The sequence below is a fragment of the Nocardia brasiliensis genome (assembly GCF_011801125.1).
Classification (GTDB): Bacteria; Actinomycetota; Actinomycetes; order Mycobacteriales; family Mycobacteriaceae; genus Nocardia; species Nocardia brasiliensis_C.
Genome location: NZ_CP046171.1, coordinates 5,850,437 through 5,869,515 on the forward strand (window position 1 = coordinate 5,850,437; position 19,079 = coordinate 5,869,515).

Genomic DNA, 19,079 nt, shown 5'->3' on the forward strand with positions numbered 1-19,079 from the left:
GGAACCCAGCGGCGGTCACAGCCGCGCAGCTGTGAGCGGTAAGAACGTAGGACTATTCATGCAACAGCCTTCCCTCGCTTCCCCCGGGACCGCCGCCGGTCTGCCCGAAGGCGCCTTCCCGCTCTCCGCGGCCCAGCGCGGCATCTGGTTCGCCCAGCACATCGCCGGCGACACTCCCATCTCGATCGCCCAGTACGTCGAGTTGCGGGGACCGATCGAACTCGACCTGCTCGCGCAGGCGGCCAGGCAGGCGGGCCGTGAGTTCGGCACCGGATACCTGCGGTTGGTCGAGGTGGACGGGCATCCGTTCCAGTTCGTCGACCCCACCCTGGACGACAACCTGATCACGCTGGACCTGCGCGCCGAGCCGGACCCGGAGGCCGCCGCGCACGCCTGGATGCGCGCGGAATACAACGCCCCGCTGGAGCTCACCCGCGATCGACTGGTCCGGGTGGTGATGCTGCGGCTCGCCGAGGACCGTTGGTTCTGGTACTCCCGCATCCACCACATCGTGCTGGACGGCATGGGCGCGTTGACCATGGTGCAGCGCACCGGGGAGTTGTACAACGCGGCCATCGCAGGCGCGCGACCGCCGCAGGCCAAGGCCGAGGATCTGCGCAAGATCGTCGAGGCCGATCTCGCCTATCGCAGCTCGGATCGGTTCGCCGCCGACCGCGAGCACTGGATGGCGCACCTGGACGGAATGGCCGACCCCGTGAGCCTGGCCGGCCGCACCGCCGAGGTCGACGCGCACCCGAGCCGGGTCGCGGGCGCCCTCCCGCCCGAGACCGCGGTGCTGCTGGAATCGGTTGCCGCGGCGGCCGATTCCGGCGTCGCGCCGACCGTGGTCGCCGCCTTCGGCGCGTACCTGGCGGCAATGACCGGCGCCGCCGAAGTGGTGCTGAGCCTGCCGGTTTCGGCCCGCACCACCGCGGTGCTGCGACGCTCCGGCGGGATGATCGCCAATGTGGTGCCGCTGCGGCTGCGGCTGGCCCCGGCCACCACGGTGGGTGCGCTGATCCGGGCCGCGCAGGGCGAGCTGACCAGCGCGCTGCGCAGACAGCGGTACCGACAGGAGGACATCTTCCGCGACCTGGGCTGGTCGATGGACGAGACCGCCTCGTTCGGCCCCTCGGTGAACCTGATGATGGTGGACACCAGGATTCAGCTCGGCACGGTGACCGGACGGTTGCACGTACTGACCTCGGGCCTGATCGATGACCTGTTCCTCAATTTCTATCCCGGCGTCGGCGGGGAAAGCACCCACATCGACTTCCAGGCCAACGCCAACCTCTACAGCGACACCGAGCTGGCGGACCAGCACGGGCGCTTCTTGCGCTTCCTGCACGAGTTCCTCAGCGCCGGAACGGATGCCGCGCTCTCGACGGTCTCGGTGGTGTCCGCGGCGGAGCGCGCCGAGCTGGCGCCTGCCACCGGCGCCGCGGGCGTCCCCGCGCGCACTCTGCCCGAGATCCTCGCCGCCGGAATGCGACTCGATCCCGACGCGGTCGCATTGCGCGCCGGGGACAGCGCACTGACCTACCGTGCGGTCGACGAGCACACGAATCGGCTCGCCCGGATTTTGATCGCCGCGGGCGCCGGGCCGGAAAGCGCGGTGGCCGTGTCGATCCCGCGCTCGGCGGAGTCGGTGCTCGCCACCATCGCGATCGCGAGGACCGGGGCGGCCTTCGTCCCGATCGACCCGACCTATCCCGCCGACCGGATCGAGCACATGATCGGCGACAGCGGGGTGGTCGCCGGGGTGACCGTCACGAGCGCGCGCGCCGCGCTGCCGGATCGGGTGCGCTGGCTGGTCCTCGACGACGCGGACACCAGCCGCATCGTGGCCGAGCAGGACCCCGGGGCCGTGACCGCCGCCGAGCGCACCGGCGCGCTGCACCTCGACCAGATCGCCTACATCATCTACACCTCGGGGTCGACCGGACTGCCCAAGGGCGTGCTTGTCTCGCATCGCGGGCTCGCCAACCTGGCAGGCGGTTCCGCCGCGGGGTTCGGTGTCACGGCCGAATCCGTGGTGGCCCACGCGGTTTCACCGAGTTTCGACATCTCGGTCGAGGAGATCCTGGTGGCGCTCGCGACAGGCGCCACCCTCGCGGTCGTACCGCCGACGGCCTACGCGGGCGAGGAACTTGCCGAGATACTGCGCGCGCATCGCGTCACGCACCTGAATGTCACACCGGCCGTGGTCGGTTCGCTGGACCCGGCGACCCTGCCCGACCTGCGCACGGTGATCGTCGGCGGCGATGCCTGTCCGCCGGAGCTGGTGGCCAAGTGGGCGGGCCGTACCCTGCTCAACGGCTACGGCCCCACCGAGACCACGGTGACCGCGACCCTGAGCGGGCCGATGGCGCCCGCCGCACCGGTCACCATCGGCGGGCCGGCGCGCGGCGTGCGCGCCGTGGTGCTCGACCCCTGGCTGCGACCGGTGCCGCCCGGCACCCTGGGCGAGCTCTATCTCGCGGGCCCCGGCCTGGCCCGCGGGTATCACCGGCGCAACGGGCTCACGGCGGGCCGGTTCATCGCCGATCCGTACGAGCCGGGTGCGCGGATGTATCGCACCGGCGACCTGGTGCGCTGGCACCGCCATGGCGACCGGCTCGAGCTGGAGTACCAGGGCCGCAGCGACTTCCAGGTCAAGGTGCGCGGCTTCCGGATCGAACTCGGCGAGATCGATGCCGCGCTGCAGCGGCTGCCCGAGATCGACTTCGCGATCACCCTCGGTGTGCAGACCGGCGCGGGCGCGACCGCCCTGGTCTCCTATGTACTGCCCGCGCCGGGGGCGCAGGTGCATCCGGAGGCGTTGAAAGCGGCGCTCGGACAAACGCTTCCGGCCTACATGGTGCCCGCCGCGGTGCTGGTGCTGGACACCGTCCCGCTCACCCCGCTCGGCAAGGTCGACCGCAAGGCCCTGCCCGCACCGGATTTCAGTGCCCGCGCCGTGGTCAGCCGGGCGCCGTCCACACCGCGCGAGGAAACGCTGGCCGCGTTGTTCGCCGAGGTACTCGGCCTCGAGCAGGTCGGGGTCGACGAGAGCTTCTTCGCGCTCGGCGGCGACAGCATCATCTCGATCCAGCTCGTGTCACGGGCGAAGGCCGCGGGCATCGGGCTCAGCGCGCGAGATGTCTTCGAGCGCAAGACCGTTGCCGCGCTGGCGGCCGTCGCCACCGAGGTGCCGACGCAGGTGGTGCACGAGCTGCCCGGCGGTGGCGTCGGCACGATCGAGGCGACCCCGATCGTGCACGCCATGCTGGCGCAGGGCGATACCTGGCCGCGCTTCGGTCAGGCGGTGCTCGTCGGCCTGCCCGCGGGCTTCACCCGGGCACAGGTCGTCACGGCGGTGCAGGCGCTGCTCGACCGGCACGATCTGCTGCGCTCCGCGCTGCGCCGGTCCGAGGACGGCTGGGCGTGGACGGTCGCCGAACCCGGCGCCGTCGACGCCGAATCGCTCGTCGAGGCGGTGCGGGCGGACGCCGACCTGGCCGCGACCACCGAGCGCGAATTGCGGCGCGCCGCGGACCTGCTCGATCCGGCGGCGGGTGTGGTGGCACGGTTCGTCCTGATCGAGGCGGACGAGCCCGTCCTCTGGCTGGTGCTGCACCATCTGGTGACCGACGGCGTCTCCTGGCGCATCCTGCTGCCCGACCTCGCGACGGCCGCCATGGGCGCCGAGCTCGCACCGGTCGGCACCTCGTTCCGGCGCTGGGCGCACGGTCAGGCCGAGCAGGCCGCGCGGCGGGTCACCGAACTGCCGCGCTGGCAGGAGATCCTGGCGACACCGGACCCGGCCATCGGCGCCGAGGCGCTGGATCCCGCCGTCGATGTCGTCGCCACCATGCGCCGGCGGCAGACCGTGCTCGCGCCGCGGCTCGCGGCCACCGTGCTCACCACCGCACCGGACCGATTCCATTGCGGCGCAGACGATGTGCTGCTTGCCGCGCTCGCGCTGGCGGTCGGCCGCTGGCGGGGCCGGTACACGGGGCTCTATACCCTCGAAGGCCACGGCCGTGCCGAGCAGATCCTGCCCGGGGCCGATATCGCGCGCACCGTCGGCTGGTTCACCAGCGTGTACCCGGTGGCCATCGATCTGACCGGGATCGACCTCGACGACGCGTTCGCCGGCGGTCCCGCCGCGGGCGCGGCCATCAAGGCGACGAAGGAGCAGCTGCGGACGGTGCCGGACAAGGGCATCGGCTTCGGCATGCTGCGCTATCTGCACGCCGAGTCCGCCGCTGCGCTCGCCGCGGCGCCGACCCCGCAGCTCAGCTTCAATTATCTGGGCCGGGCGACCACCGGAGCGGACACCGGAGCATGGCTGCCCCAGCGCTTCGAGGCCACCCAGGACGATCGCGCGCCGCTGGCCGCCGTCATCGATATCAACGCCGTGCTCACCGACTCCGGCCTCGAGGTGACCTGGGCCTACGCGTCGCGACTGCTCGCCGCCGCCGAAGTGGATCAGCTGGCCGAACTGTGGACGCAGGCGCTGCACGGGCTCGCCGCGCACGCGAGCGCCGCCGACGCGGGCGGACGCACGCCGTCCGACTTCGGTCTCGTCCCGGTCACCCAGGCCCAGATCGATACGTGGGCGGCCGACTACCGCGATCTCGTCGATGTCTGGCCGCTCTCCCCGCTGCAGTACGGACTGCTCTTCCACGCGCTCTACGACTCCGACACCGCCGACGGCTACACCGTGCAGTCGCTGCTCACCCTGGCGGGCACCGTCGACGCGGCCCGCCTGCGCGCCGCCGCACAGGCGCTGGTCACCCGGCACGAGAACCTGCGGGTCGCGTTCGTGGAAACCGACGACGGGCCGCGCCAGCTCGTGTCGGCCACGGCCGAGATCGGCTGGCACGAGGTAGATCTCACCGGTATCGCCGATCCCGAGACACGGCAGCGCGAACTCGATCGGGTGATCGCGCTGGACGCGCGCACCCGCTTCGAGCTCACTCGGCCACCGCTGATCCGCTGCACCCTGATCCGGACCGAGGCCGAGGCGTATCGGTTCGTGCTCACCAATCACCATCTGGTGCTGGACGGTTGGTCGACGCCACTGCTGGTGCGCGAGCTGCTCACGCTCTACGTCACCGCGGGCGACGCGACGGCGCTCGCGCCCGCGCACTCCTACCGTGAGTTCCTCGGCTGGTTGCGCGAACAGGACCTCGACGCCTCGCTCGCGGCGTGGCAGCAGTCGCTGGCGGGCATCGACACCCCCACCCGCGCGGTGCCCACCCTGGTCGGCATCGAGTCGACCGAGACGGGGATGGTGTCCACCGATCTGTCCGCGGACACGGTCGCCCGCGTGGAGACGACCGCGCGCGAATCCGGCGCCACCGTCAATACCGTGGTGCAGGCGAGCTGGGCCATGTTGCTGGCCATGCTCACCGGCCGCGACGATGTGGTGTTCGGCGGCACGGTGTCCGGGCGTCCGCCGGAGCTGGCCGGGGTCGAGGAGATGGTCGGCCTGTTCATCAATACGCTGCCGGTGCGGGTGCGGCTCGACCCGGCCGAGAAGGTCACCGATCTGCTCGCCCGGCTGCAAGCCGAACAGGCCCGGCTGCTCGACCATCAGCATGTCGGGCTGGCCGCCATCCACCAGGCCGTCGGCCTCGCCGAATTGTTCGACACCCTCACCGTTTTCGAGTCCTACCCGATCGACCGCGAGGCCCTCTCCCAGGCGCTCGACATCGCGGGCATGCGGGTGCTCGACGTGGCGGGCACCGATGCCACCCCGTATCCGTTGAACCTCATGGTCATTCCGCTGCGCGGCGACGACGGCCGCGACACCCTGCGAATCACGTTGAAGTTCATGGCCGATCAGCTCGATCCGGCCGCCGCCCGCCCGCTGCTCGACCGGTTCGTCCGGCTGCTCACCCAGCTCGCCGCCGAGCCGAGGGCCCTGGTCTCGCAGGTGCAGTACTGCGACGAGACCGAACGCGCGGCGCTGCTGCCGGTGCGCGGGCCCGAATCGCTGGCACTCAGCACTCTTCCGGAGATCCTCGCCGCGGGCGCGGCGATCGACCCGGACGCCATCGCGGTCAGCGCGGGCGAACTCACCATGTCCTACGGCGAACTCGACGCCTGGTCGAATCGCTTCGCGCGGCTGTTGCTCAGCCGTGGCGTCGGCCGGGAAGTGTTCGTGGTGCTGGCGCTCACTCGGTCGCTGGAATCGGTGGTCGCGGTGTGGGCACTGGCCAAATCCGGCGCGGCCTTCGCCCCGCTGGACCCCAACTACCCGGTCGAGCGGATCGAGCACATGCTCACCGATTCGAAGGCGCCCATCGGCGTCACCGTGACCGCCACCGGCGAGACGCTGCCCGGCAGCATCGACTGGCTGCTGCTCGACGACCTGAACACGATCCGCCGGGTGATGACCGTGTCCGCCGACCCGATCACCGATGCCGAGCGCGGCGGGCCGATCGACCTCGACCAGACGGCCTACCTCATCTACACCTCCGGCTCCACCGGCAAACCGAAGGCGGTGCTGCTCAGCCATCGCGGCATCGCGAATCTCGTTTCCGCCCAGCGGGAAACGCTCGCCCTCGACCCGACCGCGAGCGCACTGCAGGTGGCCTCGCCGAGCTTCGACGCCTCGGTCTTCGAACTGCTCACCGCGCACGGGGCGGGCGGCAGGCTCGTCGTCTCGCCGCACGACGTGTACGGCGGCACCGAGCTGGAACGGCTGCTGCGCACCGAACGGGTGACCCACGCGGTGATCACGCCCTCGGCGCTGGCCACCATGGAACCAGCGGGCCTTGACCACCTGCGGGTGCTCGCGGTGGCCGGTGAGGCGGCCACCCCCGAGCTCATCGAGCGCTGGGCGAGCGGGCGGCGGATGGTGAACCTGTACGGGCCGACGGAGTTCAGCATCTGGGCCACCGGACCCGCCGAACTCGTCGCGGGTGCACCGATCACCATCGGCGGCCCGATCCGCGGCGCCGCCACCATGGTGCTCGACACCTGGCTGCGCGCGGTCCCGGTCGGCGTCGCCGGCGAATTGTATTTGGCCGGACCGGCACTCGCGCGCGGCTACTTCAACCGCTTCGAGCTGACGGCCAGCCGATTCGTCGCCGACCCGTACGGCGCGCCCGGCGCCAGGATGTACCGGACCGGGGACATGGTGCGCTGGGTCAGCGGGCCGAACGGCGAGTACGAGCTGGAGTACCTGGGCCGCAGCGACTTCCAGGTCAAGATCCGCGGTCTGCGCATCGAACTCGGCGAGATCGACGCGGTGCTCGCGCGCGACGAGCAGGTCGAGTACGCGGTGACGATCGGGCGCGCCGGGCCTGCCGGCGCGACGGTGCTGGTGTCGTATGTGCTGCCCGCCGCGGGCGTGCGGCTGGACACCGAGCGGCTGCGGGCGCGGGTGGCGGGCGAGCTGCCCGGGTACATGGTGCCCGCCTACCTGGTCGTGCTCGACTCGATACCGCTCACACCGGTCGGCAAGCTGGACCGCAAAGCGCTGCCGGTGCCCGACTTCTCGGACACCAACCGTCCGTATCTGGCACCCCGCACGCCGGTGGAGCAGGCGGTGGCCGCGGTGTTCGCCGAGGTGCTCGGCAGCGAGCGGGTGGGCGTCGATCAGTCGTTCTTCGAGCTCGGCGGCAACTCGTTGAGCGCGACCAAGGTTGTCGCCCGGGTCAATTCGGCGCTCGGCTCGACCATCGCCCTGCGCGATCTCTTCGACGCACCCACCGTCGCGCAGTTGTCCGCCCGGGTCGTGCCCGCCACCGACACCGCGCGGGGCCGGTTCGCGCTCGCGCCGCGCATCCGCCCGGACCGCATCCCGCTCTCCCCCGCACAGCAGCGGATGTGGGTGCTGAACCGGCTCGATCCGGGCTCGTCGGCCTACAACATCGCCGTGGCACTGCGCCTCACCGGCACCCTCGATGTCGACGCCATGCGGCAGGCGCTGGCCGATGTGGTGCGCAGGCACGAGAGTCTGCGCACGATCTATCCGGCCGACGCGGACGGTCCGCGGCAGGTGATCATGGACGCCGACGCGGCGGCACCGGCGGTGGCCGTCGTCGACACCGAAGACGGGCGCGCCCTGCGTGATCGGATCAACGCGCTCGCGGGCACCGGGTTCGACATCAGCCGCCAACCACCGCTGCGGGTCGGATTGTTCCGCATCGCAACGGGTTCCGATGCCTCGTCCGACGGTGTGGCCGAGGCGGGCCGTCCGGTTTCCTCCGGTGCCGGAGCGGGGCTGCCCACCGTGGCACCCGGGCACGCCACCGCCCAGACGGCTACGGCCGCCCGGGATGATTCGGTGCACGTCGTCGTCCTGGTGGTGCACCACATCAGCGCGGACGGCGCGTCGATGGCACCGCTGGCCACCGATCTCGTCGCCGCCTATACCGAGCGCGCGGCGGGCGCCGACACCACGCGGGCGCCGCTGCCGGTACAGTACGCCGACTTCGCGCTGTGGCAGCGCGAGGTGCTCGGCAGCGAGTCCGACCCGGATTCGGTGGCGGCCCGCCAGATCCGCTACTGGACCGAGACCCTCGCCGACGCACCCGACGTGCTGGAGCTGCCCGCCGATCGCCCGCGCCCCGCGGTGCAGTCGATGCACAGCGCCGACGTCGAGTTCACGATCGAGGCCGAACTGCACCGGGCCCTGGTCGAATTCGCGGCCGCACACCAGGCGAGCCTGTTCATGGTCGTGCACGCGGCCCTCGCGGTGCTGCTGGCTCGGCTCGGCGGCACCGACGACGTGGTCGTCGGCACCCCCGTGGCGGGGCGCGGGGAGGCCGCGCTGGACGAGTTGGTCGGCATGTTCGTCAACACGCTCGCCCTGCGCACCACCGTCGATCCCGGTCTCGGATTCGCCGAGTTCCTCACCGCCGTGCGTGCGGCCGATCTCGACGCGTTCGCCAACGCCGACGTCTCCTTCGAACGGCTGGTGCAGGCGCTGAATCCGACCAGGTCGACGGCGCACCACCCGCTGTTCCAGGTGTCGCTGTCGTTGCAGAACTTCGTCGAGCCGATACTGGAGCTGCCGGGCCTGCGGCTCGAGGTGCAGGACTTCGACCGGCGCGCTTCGCAATTCGATCTGACCCTCGATCTGCGCGAGCGTTTCGCGGACTCCGGCCCGGCCGGCCTGTCCGGTGTGCTCACCTACGCGACGGACCTGTTCGACGCGGCGACCGCGGCCTCGTTCGCCACCCGCTGGCGCCGGGTGCTGACCGCCGTGGTGGCCAGGCCGGATGTGCGGCTTTCCGATATCGAACTGCTCGACGAGCGGGAACGCGCGCGACTGGTTCCGGTGCGCGGCTTCGACAGTGTCGGCACGACAACGCTTCCCGCCTTGCTCGCCGCCACCGTCGCGCGGCATCCGGACCGGCCCGCCGTCATCGCCGCCGGTGACACCACGACCTATCGCGAACTCGACGCCCACGCCAGCCGCCTGGCCCGGCTCCTGCTCGCGGCGGGCGCCGGGCCGGAAACCGTGGTGGCCCTCGGGCTGCCGCGCTCACCCGATCTGCTCACCGGGATGTGGGCGGCCGCGAAGATCGGCGCGGCGTTCCTGCCGGTCGACCCGAAACACCCGATCGAGCGCATCGATCACATGCTCACCGACTCCGGTGCGCGCGTAGGCCTCACGCTGCGCGCATACCGAGAGTTGTTGCCGGACAGCACCGAATGGCTGGTGCTCGACGACCTGAGCTTCGTGCAGCGGTGGTCGGCGGCGAGTGCGCGGCCGTTGCGCGAGCACGAACTGCCGCGCCCGATCCGGCTGGACAATCCCGCCTGGCTCATCTACACCTCCGGCTCGACCGGCACCCCCAAGGGCGTGTCCGTCACGCATCGCGGCGTCGCCGACTTCGTTGCGGCGCAGGGCGATCTGCTCGACCTGGACGAGGAGTCTCGGGTGCTGCATGTCGCCTCACCGAGTTTCGACGCCTCGATCCTCGAGGCGCTGATGGCGTTCGGCTGGGGTGGCGCTTCGGTCGTCTCCCCCGCCGAGGTGTTCGGCGGCGACGCGCTGGCCGAGCTGATCGACGCCGAGAAGGTCAGCCACGTGATGATCACGCCGTCCGCGCTGGCCACCCTCGATCCCGCCGAGGTGCCAGGTGTGCGGGTACTGGCGGTGGGCGGCGAGGCGGTCGGCGCCGAACTCGTCGAGCGGTGGTGCGGCCGCCGGCGCGGCCTGCGCATGGTCAACCTGTACGGTCCGACCGAGTTCACGGTGGTGGCAACGGGTTCCGCGGTGCGGGTGGGCGCGCCGGTCACCCTCGGCCCGCCCATTCGCGGCGCTGCCGCCCTGGTGCTCGACGCCGGGTTGCGGCCGGTCCCGGTCGGTGTCGCGGGCGAACTCTATCTCGCGGGGCACGCGCTGGCCCGCGGCTACCACGCCAGGCCGAGCCTGACCGCGGGCCGCTTCGTGCCGAATCCCTATGGCGCGCCGGGCGAACGGATGTACCGCACGGGCGATCTCGTGCGGTGGACGCACGCGTCGCAGGACGGGACTCCGGTGCTGGAGTACCTCGGCCGCACCGACTTCCAGGTGAAGGTGCGCGGACAGCGGATCGAGCTCGGCGAGATCGACGCGGTGCTCGGCCGCGCCGACGGCGTCGAGTTCGCGCTGACGCTCGGCGTCGCGGGCCCCGCGGGCACGACCGCGCTCGCGGCGTATCTGGTCCGGCAGCCGGACGCCGAGCTCGATATCGCGCGGATCCGCGACTTCGCCGCCGACGCGCTGCCCGGCTACATGGTGCCCTCGGCGTTCGTCGTCCTGGACACGATCCCGCTCACCGCGGTCGGCAAGCTGGACCGAAAGGCGTTGCCCGCACCGCAGTTCAGCGCCGTGGAGACCGAATATCGGGCACCGCGCACCGCGACCGAGCACGCGCTGGCCGAGATCGTCGCCACGCTGCTCGGACGCGACCGGGTCGGCATCGACGCGTCGTTCTTCGAGCTCGGCGGCGACAGCATTCTCGCGATTCAGCTGGTGTCCCAGGCGAAGCAGCGCGGCATCGAGTGCACGCCGCTGCAGGTCTTCGAGCACCGCAGCGTCGCCGCGCTGGCGGCGGCCGTGGACGCTTCCGGCGCTGTCGCACCGCTCACGGAGCTGCCCGGCGGTGGCGTCGGTGACCTGCCGTTGCCGCCCACCGTGCGGTACCTGCTGGCACAGCGCGGCGAATTCCACCGGGCCGCGCGCATCGCGACACTCGAGCTGCCGGTCGGCATCGAGCGCGCTCAGCTGATCGCCACCCTCGCGGCGGTGATCGACCGGCACGACATGCTCCGGGCACAGCTCGCGCGCGACGGTGACGACTGGCGGTTGCGGGTACGCGCACCCGGCTCGGTCGACGTCGGCGCGCTGGTGCGCCGCGTCGAACTCGACGCCGCCGCCGACCCCGTCGAGCTGCGCGAATATGTACTGGCCGAACTGGATTCACCGCTCAACCGGCTGGACCCGGCCGACGGCGTAGTGCTGCGTTTCCTCTGGTTCGATCCGGTCGGCGCGGCGGGCAAGCGGACCAGCGCCGGTCGGCTGCTGGTGCTGGCGAGCCGGCTGCTCATCGACGAGAGTTCCTGGGACATCCTGCTGCCGGATCTACTGGCGGCGTGGGCGCAGGTGCGCGCGGGCACTACGCCGGTGCTCGCCGAGACCGGCACCTCTATGCGCCGGTGGGCGCACGCCCTGACCGACGAAGCACACAGCCCCACCCGGATTGTCGAGCTCGGCTATTGGCGGGGCGTGCTCGCGGGCACGGACCCGGTACTCGGCACGCGCGCACTGGATCCCGCCGTCGATCGGTCGCGGCGGCTGCGCACGGTGCGCTGCGAAGCATCGGAGCAGGTCACCGCGCAGGTGTGCACGGAGCTGCCGCGACTGTTCGCCGCGGACACCGAGCACATCCTGCTGACCGCGCTCACCTTGGCGCTGTCGCGTTGGCGGGCAAAGCGTTCCGGAGAAGCGGCCACCGAGGCACCGCTGCTGCGGCTGGAAAGCCCCGGCAGGCAGACCGACGCCGTGCCAGGAGCCGAGTTGTCGCGCACCATCGGCCCGTTCGCCGGACACTATCCGGTGCGAATCACGCTGGCACACGACGAGATCGACGCGGCGTTCGCGGCCGGGCCCGCGATGGGAGCGGCGATCCGCGCGGTGAAGCATCAATTGATCGCGGTGCCGGACAACGGAATCGGGTTCGGGCTGCTCCGGTACCTCAACCCGGATACCGCAGCACAGCTGCGCACCACCGCGGGCGCACCGGGACAGATCAGCTTCCGCTTCGGCGGGCACAAGTCCCCCGGCACGGTCCCCGCCGGACTCGAAGGCCTGGGCTGGACGCCGACCGACGCGTTCGGCGAGCTGCCAGCGGGCGACCTCGACCTGCCCGTGCTCTCGGTGCTCGAGGTGCACACCGCCGTGCTCGACGGCAGGCTGCGGGCGGACTTCACGTTCCCGCAGACCCTGCTGCACCGCGCCGAGATCGCCGAACTCGCGGGCGGGTGGCTCGACGCCCTCGGTGCCGCCGCCGAATTCGCGCGCACTCCGGCCGCGCGGCTCGCCGCTGCCGACGAAGCGGCGGCCGTCGCGGCCGCCCGACCCGCGCCCGAGAGCGCGCTCGGGTTGGACGTGGTGTTGCCGATCCGGACCGACGGCACCGAGCCCGCGCTGTTCTGCGTCCACCCGTCGTCCGGAATCTCCTGGAGCTACCTGGGATTCGCGCAGTCGCTGCGCCAGGGGCGGCCGATCTACGCCTTGCAGGCGCCAGATCTCAGCGGTCGGGAGCCGGCGTTGCGCTCGATCGAGGAGTTCGCCGACCGGTATGTCCGCGAGATTCGCGAGCTCCAGCCGACCGGGCCGTATCACCTGCTCGGCTGGTCGTTCGGCGGGCTGATCGCGCACGCGATCGCGGCCCGGCTGCAGGCGGACGGGCACCGCGTCGGCCTTGTCGCCCTGCTCGATTCCGATACCGCCGACGTCGACAGTGCCGACGTCGAGCAGCTCACGCCGGGCGCGTTCGTGAACAGTTTCGGCGCGATCTTCGGGATCCACGATGTGCCTGCCGAGGCCACCGCGAGCGAAGCGGCCGAACGCATCCGGGCTCGGCTCGGCGGCCACACGCTCGTCGACGCGGACATGATCGAGCGGCTGACCGCGTCCTACAACGCGGCGGCCCGCTCCCGCGCCGGGTACCAACGGCCCGTCTTCGACGGTGACCTGCTGTATTTCAGTGCGACCGTGGACAGTTCCGACATCGTCGGCCCGGACGGCTGGCGGCCGTACGCGACCGGCACGGTCGTCAATCACGACATCGAGGTCACCCACAACGAGCTGACCGCACCACACGTGCTGCCGATCATCGCGCGCGTGCTCGACGAACATCTGGAAGGACGACAATGAATTCCGAACAGGGAGTCGTGGTCGAGGGCATCGAGAAGGCGTTCGGTGCGGTGACGGCATTGCGCGGCGTCGACTTCGTCGCGGCGCCGGGCGAGATCCTCGGCATCCTCGGGCCCAACGGCGCGGGCAAGACCACCACGGTGAACATCCTGTCCACGCTCATCGCGCCGGACCGGGGCCGCGCCCTCGTCGCCGGGCACGACGTGGTCACCGACCCGGCGGCCGTGCGCCGCTCGATCATGCTGACCGGGCAGTACGCCGCGCTCGACGACATGCTCAGCGGCTACGAGAATCTCGTGATGTTCGGCAGGTTGATGGGGCTGCGCAAACGCGCCGCGCGGGCCCGCGCCGACGAACTGCTCGCCGAGTTCGATCTGGTCGGCGCGGCGGACCGACGGGTCGGCACGTATTCCGGCGGCATGCGCCGGCGCATCGATATCGCGTGCGGCCTCGTCGTGCGGCCGGACGTGGTGTTCCTCGACGAGCCGACGACCGGCCTGGATCCGCGCAGCAGGCAGGGGGTGTGGGATCTGGTGCGCAGCTTCAAGAAGGCGGGCATCACGACCCTGCTCACCACCCAATACCTCGAGGAAGCCGACGCACTGAGCGACCGGATCATCGTGATCGACCACGGCGTGGTGATCGCGCAGGGCACCGCGGACGAGCTGAAATCCCGGACCGGCGGCAGCTATTGCGAGGTGGTGCCGCTCGATCTGACCGATCTCGACCTCATCGCCGCCGCCCTCGGCCCGCTGCTACCCGCCGAGCACCGGGCCGCGCTGACCCCGGATTCGGACCGCATCACCATCCCGGCGCCCGACGGGGCGAAGACACTCGCCGAGGCGCTGCGCCGGTTGGACGGCGCCGACGTGGAACTGGTCGACATCGCGTTGCGCAGGCCCTCGCTCGACGATGTGTTCCTGCGCCTGACCGGACATCTCGCGACCACCGACGCCACTGTGGCGAAACCCGTTGCCGCGGAGGTGGTCTCATGACGACCGGGGCCTGGCTGGCCGAGGCGGGCGCGACACCGGCGCGCGCCAGGCAGTGGTGGGTGCTCACGTCGCGGTTGATCGTGCCCTCGGTCAAGACCGGCGAGGTGCTGACCTCGATCCTCGCGCCCGCGACCTTCACCGCGGGCTTCTACATTCCGCTGAAAACGGTGATGACGTTCGCGGGCACCGGATTCAGCAGCTACGCGCAGTTCATGATGCCGCTCGTCGTGCTCCAGGCCGCCGCCTTCACCGCCATCTCGGCGGCCTTCCGGGCGGCCACCGACTCCGTGGCCGGACTCAACCGGCGCTTCGGCTCGATGCCCGTCGGCAGACTGGTGCCGGTCTCGGCGCGGATGTCCGGCAACATCTTCCGGCTGGCGCTGTCGCTGTGCGCGGCCATCGTCTGCGGGCACGTCATCGGGTTCCGGTTCTATCTGGACACCGCGCACACCGTCGGGTTTCTGGCCTTGTCGATGCTCATCGGCACCGCGTTGACGCTCGGCGCGGACGTGATCGGCACGCTGTCGCGCAGTCCGGAGGCGACCACGCAGGCATTGGTGTTGCCGCCCTTGATCTTCGGCATGCTGTCGACGGGATTGGCTCCGGCACACCAGTTTCCGTCCTGGGTGCAACCGTTCGTCCGCAACCAGCCCGTCTCGCAGTTCGTCATCGGCCTGCGCGCGCTGGCCGGCGACACGCTGGGCAACGCGGGCCAGGTCAGCTGGGCGCTGCTGGGGCCGTCGCTGGCCTGGACCGCCGCGATGCTGCTGGTGTGCATACCGCTGACCATCCGGTTGAGCGCGGGGAGGGCATGATGGCGCTGCTGGCCGATCGACTCGAACACGTCCGCGACTCGGAGGTGTCCGCCGCAGCGCTGGTGCGGCACACGCTGATTCAGACTCAGCGGTTGTTGCTGCGCTGGGCGCGCAACCCGGTCACACTACTGGAGGCGCTGATCATCCCGTGCCTGTTGCTGATCATGCTGGAAACGGTGGTGGGCGGGCAGATTCGACGGTTCACCGGTGAGAGCGCGCTCTACGGTTCGGTGCCGATGGTCACCATCGCCGGTGCCGTCTCCGGGGCGGTGGCGTGCGGCGTGCTGCTCGGGCGGGAACGCGAAGCGGGTCTGCTCGCGCGCTTCTGGGTGCTGCCGGTGCACCGGGCCTCGGGACTCGCCTCCCGCATCATCGCCGAGGGCTGCCGGATCTTCGTGGGCACCATGGCCATCATCCTGGTCGGGTTCCTGCTCGGCTTCCGCTTCCATCATGGCGTGCTCGCCACCCTCGTATTCCTGCTCATCCCGGTGCTTTTCGGCCTCGCCTTCGCCACCGTGGTCACCGCGGTCGCCGTCTTCAACGCCAAGGCCGCACTGGTAGAAGGGATCACCATCCTCACCTCGCTGATGATGTTCTTCAGCACGGGCTTCGTCCCCCTCGCCGCCTACCCCACCTGGATCCAACCGGTGGTGCGCAACCAGCCGATGTCGGTCGCCGTAGACGCCATGAAAGCCCTCGCGCTCGACGGCCCCCTCGCCCGCCCCCTCACTCTCACCCTCACCTGGTCCCTCGCCACCATCCTCCTCTTCGCCATCCCCGCCACCCTCGGCTACCGCCGAGCCAGCCGCCGCTGACCCAAGCCGAGGCGGAACGAGAAACGGCGGCAGAGTGTGCTCTGCCGCCGTTCGGGTGGGGTGGGTCAGAACTCCCAGTCTTCGTCTTCGGTGTTGACGGCCTTGCCGATCACGTAGCTGGAGCCGGAGCCGGAGAAGAAGTCGTGGTTCTCGTCGGCGTTGGGGGAAAGTGCCGACAGGATGGCCGGATTCACCTCGGTTTCGTCCTTCGGGAACAGTCCCTCGTAGCCGAGGTTCATCAGCGCCTTGTTGGCGTTGTAGCGCAGGAACTTCTTGACGTCCTCGGTGAGTCCGACCTCGTCGTAGAGGTCCTGGGTGTATTCGACCTCGTTGTCGTACAGCTCGAAGAGCAGCTCGAAGGTGTAGTTCTTCAGCTCGTCGCGCTCGGCCTGGCCGACCAGCTCCAGACCCTTCTGGTACTTGTAGCCGATGTAGTAGCCGTGCACGGCCTCGTCCCGGATGATCAGCCGGATCAGGTCGGCGGTGTTGGTGAGCTTGGCCCGCGAGGACCAGTACATCGGCAGGTAGAAGCCGGAGTAGAACAGGAAGCTCTCCAGCAGGGTCGAGGCGACCTTGCGCTTGAGCGGATCGTCGCCGTTGTAGAACTCCAGCACGATCTCGGCCTTGCGCTGCAGGTTGCGGTTCTCCTCCGACCAGCGGAACGCGTCGTCGATCTCGCGGGTGGAGCACAGGGTGGAGAAGATCGAGCTGTAGCTCTTGGCGTGCACCGACTCCATGAACGCGATGTTGGTGTACACCGCCTCCTCATGCGGGGTCAGCGCGTCCGGGATCAAGCTCACCGCGCCGACGGTGCCCTGAATGGTGTCCAGCAGCGTCAGGCCGGTGAAGACCCGCATGGTCAACTGCTTCTCTTCGGTGGTCAACGTGCCCCACGAGGGGATGTCGTTGGACACCGGAACCTTCTCGGGCAGCCAGAAGTTGCCGGTCAGCCGATCCCAGACCTCGGCATCCTTCTCGTCGGGCACCCGATTCCAGTTGATGGCCGATACCCGATCGATCAGTTTCATGCTGCCTCCACACCTTTCCCGAGCCCGCGGCCGTCACGGAATTCCTCTCCCCTGGACACTACTCCTTGGGGGTGACAAGTCCGTGCAGCACAACACCTTGTGTCGCAGCGATGTGAGTCACCCGAGCCGGAACCGTCGGGAGCCACCGCGCGCGGCCCCTATTGTGCGCCACCGGCAACCGAACGACCACATCGATGCTGGCGCGCCGCACGAGATCGCCGAAAGTTTGCCACCGCACGTCGAATCCGCCGATCGCGTCGGTTTCGCCTGATCAGGGGCTACGTTGCACCGAGAGGCGGACCACGCGTTTCGGGCTTCGGCCGCGTCACCGGCCGCACCTGGGGTTACCTGGCGGACATCGCCGTTGCGACGATCAGCATTCTCGACAACTTCCTGTTCGCTCCCATCGAGCCGTTCTGGGCCCTGGTGATCATCGCGAGCGACGTCCTGGTGATCCGAGCGCTGGCCCGGCAGCTCGCCGCGCAGTGGACCCGACGTCCCGCGACCCCGGCATTCCCCCGCGAATGCCGGGGTCGCGACGTTTCGGCATGGCACGTGCGTGGCCCACAGCGGGTTTCGCGACAGGCGCAATAGCGATAGGAATGGCCGCATTGGAACGTTCCGCCTACGTACCGACTTTCGGCTGAACATTTATCCATAGACAGCGATAAACGCGGTTACCGCGCCTCGACCCCGCACAGCAAATGCTGGCAATAACCTATCCCGGGGCAGGAATCGCCATTCTGGAATGTTCCAGTTGGAACGCGATTCTTCCGTCCCGGCGGGGTCGATTCAGTTGACGCACTGAGCAATTCGGCCAAATGGCAATCCTCCTATACAGTCGCCTGGTTGGATGTGTACGGAAACCGAAACGGGATGGCGGGCCGATCGAGTTTCCGCGAGCACCAGCAATGCAACAGCACAGCCACTTGAACGGAACCTCGCACCACCGAGTTCGTCGGTACTTTTCGGCAAGGTTCCACAGTCGGCGCCCTATTCAGGTTCCAAAACGGACCCAATCCATTAGCAACCCTTCGGAGATGCTGCCCATGACGACTGGCTCGACCCTGCCCCGCCGGCTACTGGCCCGCGAGCTCCGCCGCGCACGCCTGCAGGCATGCGTGACCGCGGAGGTCGCGCGAAACGAAATCGGCGTCAGCAAACAGACCTTCTGGCGGATGGAGAACGGCATCCAGATCCGCCTGAACCCGCTGTACATCAAGCGGTTGTGCGAGATCTACGAGTTGCCGCCGAACCTGGCCAGAATGCTGCTCGGTCTGATGGAGGAGTCGCAGGCCAAGGCATGGTGGCATGCCTGCGACGACGCGCCGCCGTCCCACGCCGGACTGTTCGCCGGGCTGGAAGAGGCCGCCCATCACGCGGTTTCGTACCAGCCGAACCTGCTGCCCGGACTGGTGCAGACCGCCGAGTACCGCCGCGCGATGACCTGGATGCGGCACCCCAACTGGCCGACCGTCGACGTCGAGACCAACGTCGAGGTCATGGCGCGGCGGCAGGCGAGACTCACCGACAGCGCCGACCCGCTCGCGTTCGACGCGTTCATCGACGAGATGGCCCTGCGCCGGTTGACCGGCAGCACCAGCGTGATGGCCGACCAGCTGACCCACCTCGCCGAACTGGCCCAGCTGCCCACGGTTTCGGTGCGGGTCCTGCCCCGCTCGGCGGGCGCCTACCGGGGCCTGCAGGTCGGCGCGTTCGTGCTGCTGGAGTTTCCGCCGCATCCGACCTCGTACCTGTCCGAGCCGCCGGTCGTCTACGTGCACGGACTCACCGGCGACCTGTATCTGGAACGGCCCGAACAGATCGCCGCGTACCGGATGGTGTGCACCGACCTCAAGCGCCTTGCCATGAGCGAGACGGCCAGCCGTGCGCACATCCTCGACGTCGCCAAGGAGTTCGCCGAGTGACCCACTGACTCCCGACCCCGATTCCCGTCCTGGACAACCGATCACCAGGTAATGGTGGCGTTGGCCTCTCGACCGATGCCGCCACCATCACCTGGTGATCAGTTGACCAGGTCCGTCCGTCGC

At 70.0% G+C, this 19,079-nt stretch carries 7 protein-coding genes; 6 read left to right on the top strand and 1 reads right to left on the bottom strand.

Annotated elements, in window-relative coordinates; genetic code table 11:
• The first annotated feature begins 58 nt into the window (after positions 1-58).
• From F5X71_RS26560 to F5X71_RS26575, 4 genes are read left to right on the top strand one after another with little or no spacing between them, the layout of a single operon-like run.
• Positions 59-13,375, top strand: a complete 13,317-nt coding sequence (locus tag F5X71_RS26560) for a non-ribosomal peptide synthetase (protein WP_167464463.1) — start codon at positions 59-61, stop codon at positions 13,373-13,375.
• Entirely contained in the window at positions 13,372-14,370 is a 999-nt protein-coding gene (locus F5X71_RS26565; RefSeq protein ID WP_167464464.1) for an ATP-binding cassette domain-containing protein, read from the top strand. Before F5X71_RS26560 ends, F5X71_RS26565 begins: the two co-directional genes overlap by 4 nt.
• On the top strand, positions 14,367-15,185 hold the full coding sequence (locus tag F5X71_RS26570) for an ABC transporter permease (RefSeq protein ID WP_167464465.1): 819 nt from the start codon (positions 14,367-14,369) through the stop codon (positions 15,183-15,185). The genes F5X71_RS26565 and F5X71_RS26570 overlap by 4 nt, the downstream gene beginning before the upstream one ends.
• A complete protein-coding gene (locus tag F5X71_RS26575) occupies positions 15,185-16,000 on the top strand; it encodes an ABC transporter permease (RefSeq protein WP_167466762.1) in 816 nt (271 codons plus the stop codon). Before F5X71_RS26570 ends, F5X71_RS26575 begins: the two co-directional genes overlap by 1 nt.
• A gap of 65 nt (positions 16,001-16,065) precedes the next feature.
• On the opposite strand, the gene nrdF is transcribed toward F5X71_RS26575, so the two are convergent.
• Positions 16,066-17,028 carry a class 1b ribonucleoside-diphosphate reductase subunit beta gene (gene nrdF / locus F5X71_RS26580; RefSeq protein ID WP_167464466.1) on the bottom strand — a complete coding sequence of 321 codons (963 nt, stop codon included), beginning with the start codon at positions 17,026-17,028 and terminating at the stop codon, positions 16,066-16,068.
• A gap of 99 nt (positions 17,029-17,127) precedes the next feature.
• On the opposite strand from nrdF, the gene F5X71_RS37805 reads away from it, so the two are divergent.
• A complete protein-coding gene (locus F5X71_RS37805) occupies positions 17,128-17,622 on the top strand; it encodes a DUF7144 family membrane protein (protein WP_428981398.1) in 495 nt (164 codons plus the stop codon).
• Positions 17,623-18,077: 455 nt separating this feature from the next.
• Positions 18,078-18,956, top strand: coding sequence for a DUF5753 domain-containing protein (locus F5X71_RS26585; RefSeq protein ID WP_167464467.1), 879 nt, complete (start codon positions 18,078-18,080; stop codon positions 18,954-18,956).
• The last annotated feature ends 123 nt before the right edge of the window (positions 18,957-19,079 follow it).

Excerpts from the sequence above, each read along its gene's own strand:
- F5X71_RS26565 (WP_167464464.1), top strand. The coding sequence starts at position 13,372 with ATGAATTCCGAACAGGGAGTCGTGGTCGAGGGCATCGAGAAGGCGTTC.
- F5X71_RS26570 (WP_167464465.1), top strand. The coding sequence starts at position 14,367 with ATGACGACCGGGGCCTGGCTGGCCGAGGCGGGCGCGACACCGGCGCGC.
- F5X71_RS26585 (WP_167464467.1), top strand. The coding sequence starts at position 18,078 with ATGACGACTGGCTCGACCCTGCCCCGCCGGCTACTGGCCCGCGAGCTC.
- F5X71_RS26575 (WP_167466762.1), top strand. The coding sequence starts at position 15,185 with ATGGCGCTGCTGGCCGATCGACTCGAACACGTCCGCGACTCGGAGGTG.
- nrdF (WP_167464466.1), bottom strand. The coding sequence starts at position 17,028 with ATGAAACTGATCGATCGGGTATCGGCCATCAACTGGAATCGGGTGCCC.
- F5X71_RS26560 (WP_167464463.1), top strand. The coding sequence starts at position 59 with ATGCAACAGCCTTCCCTCGCTTCCCCCGGGACCGCCGCCGGTCTGCCC.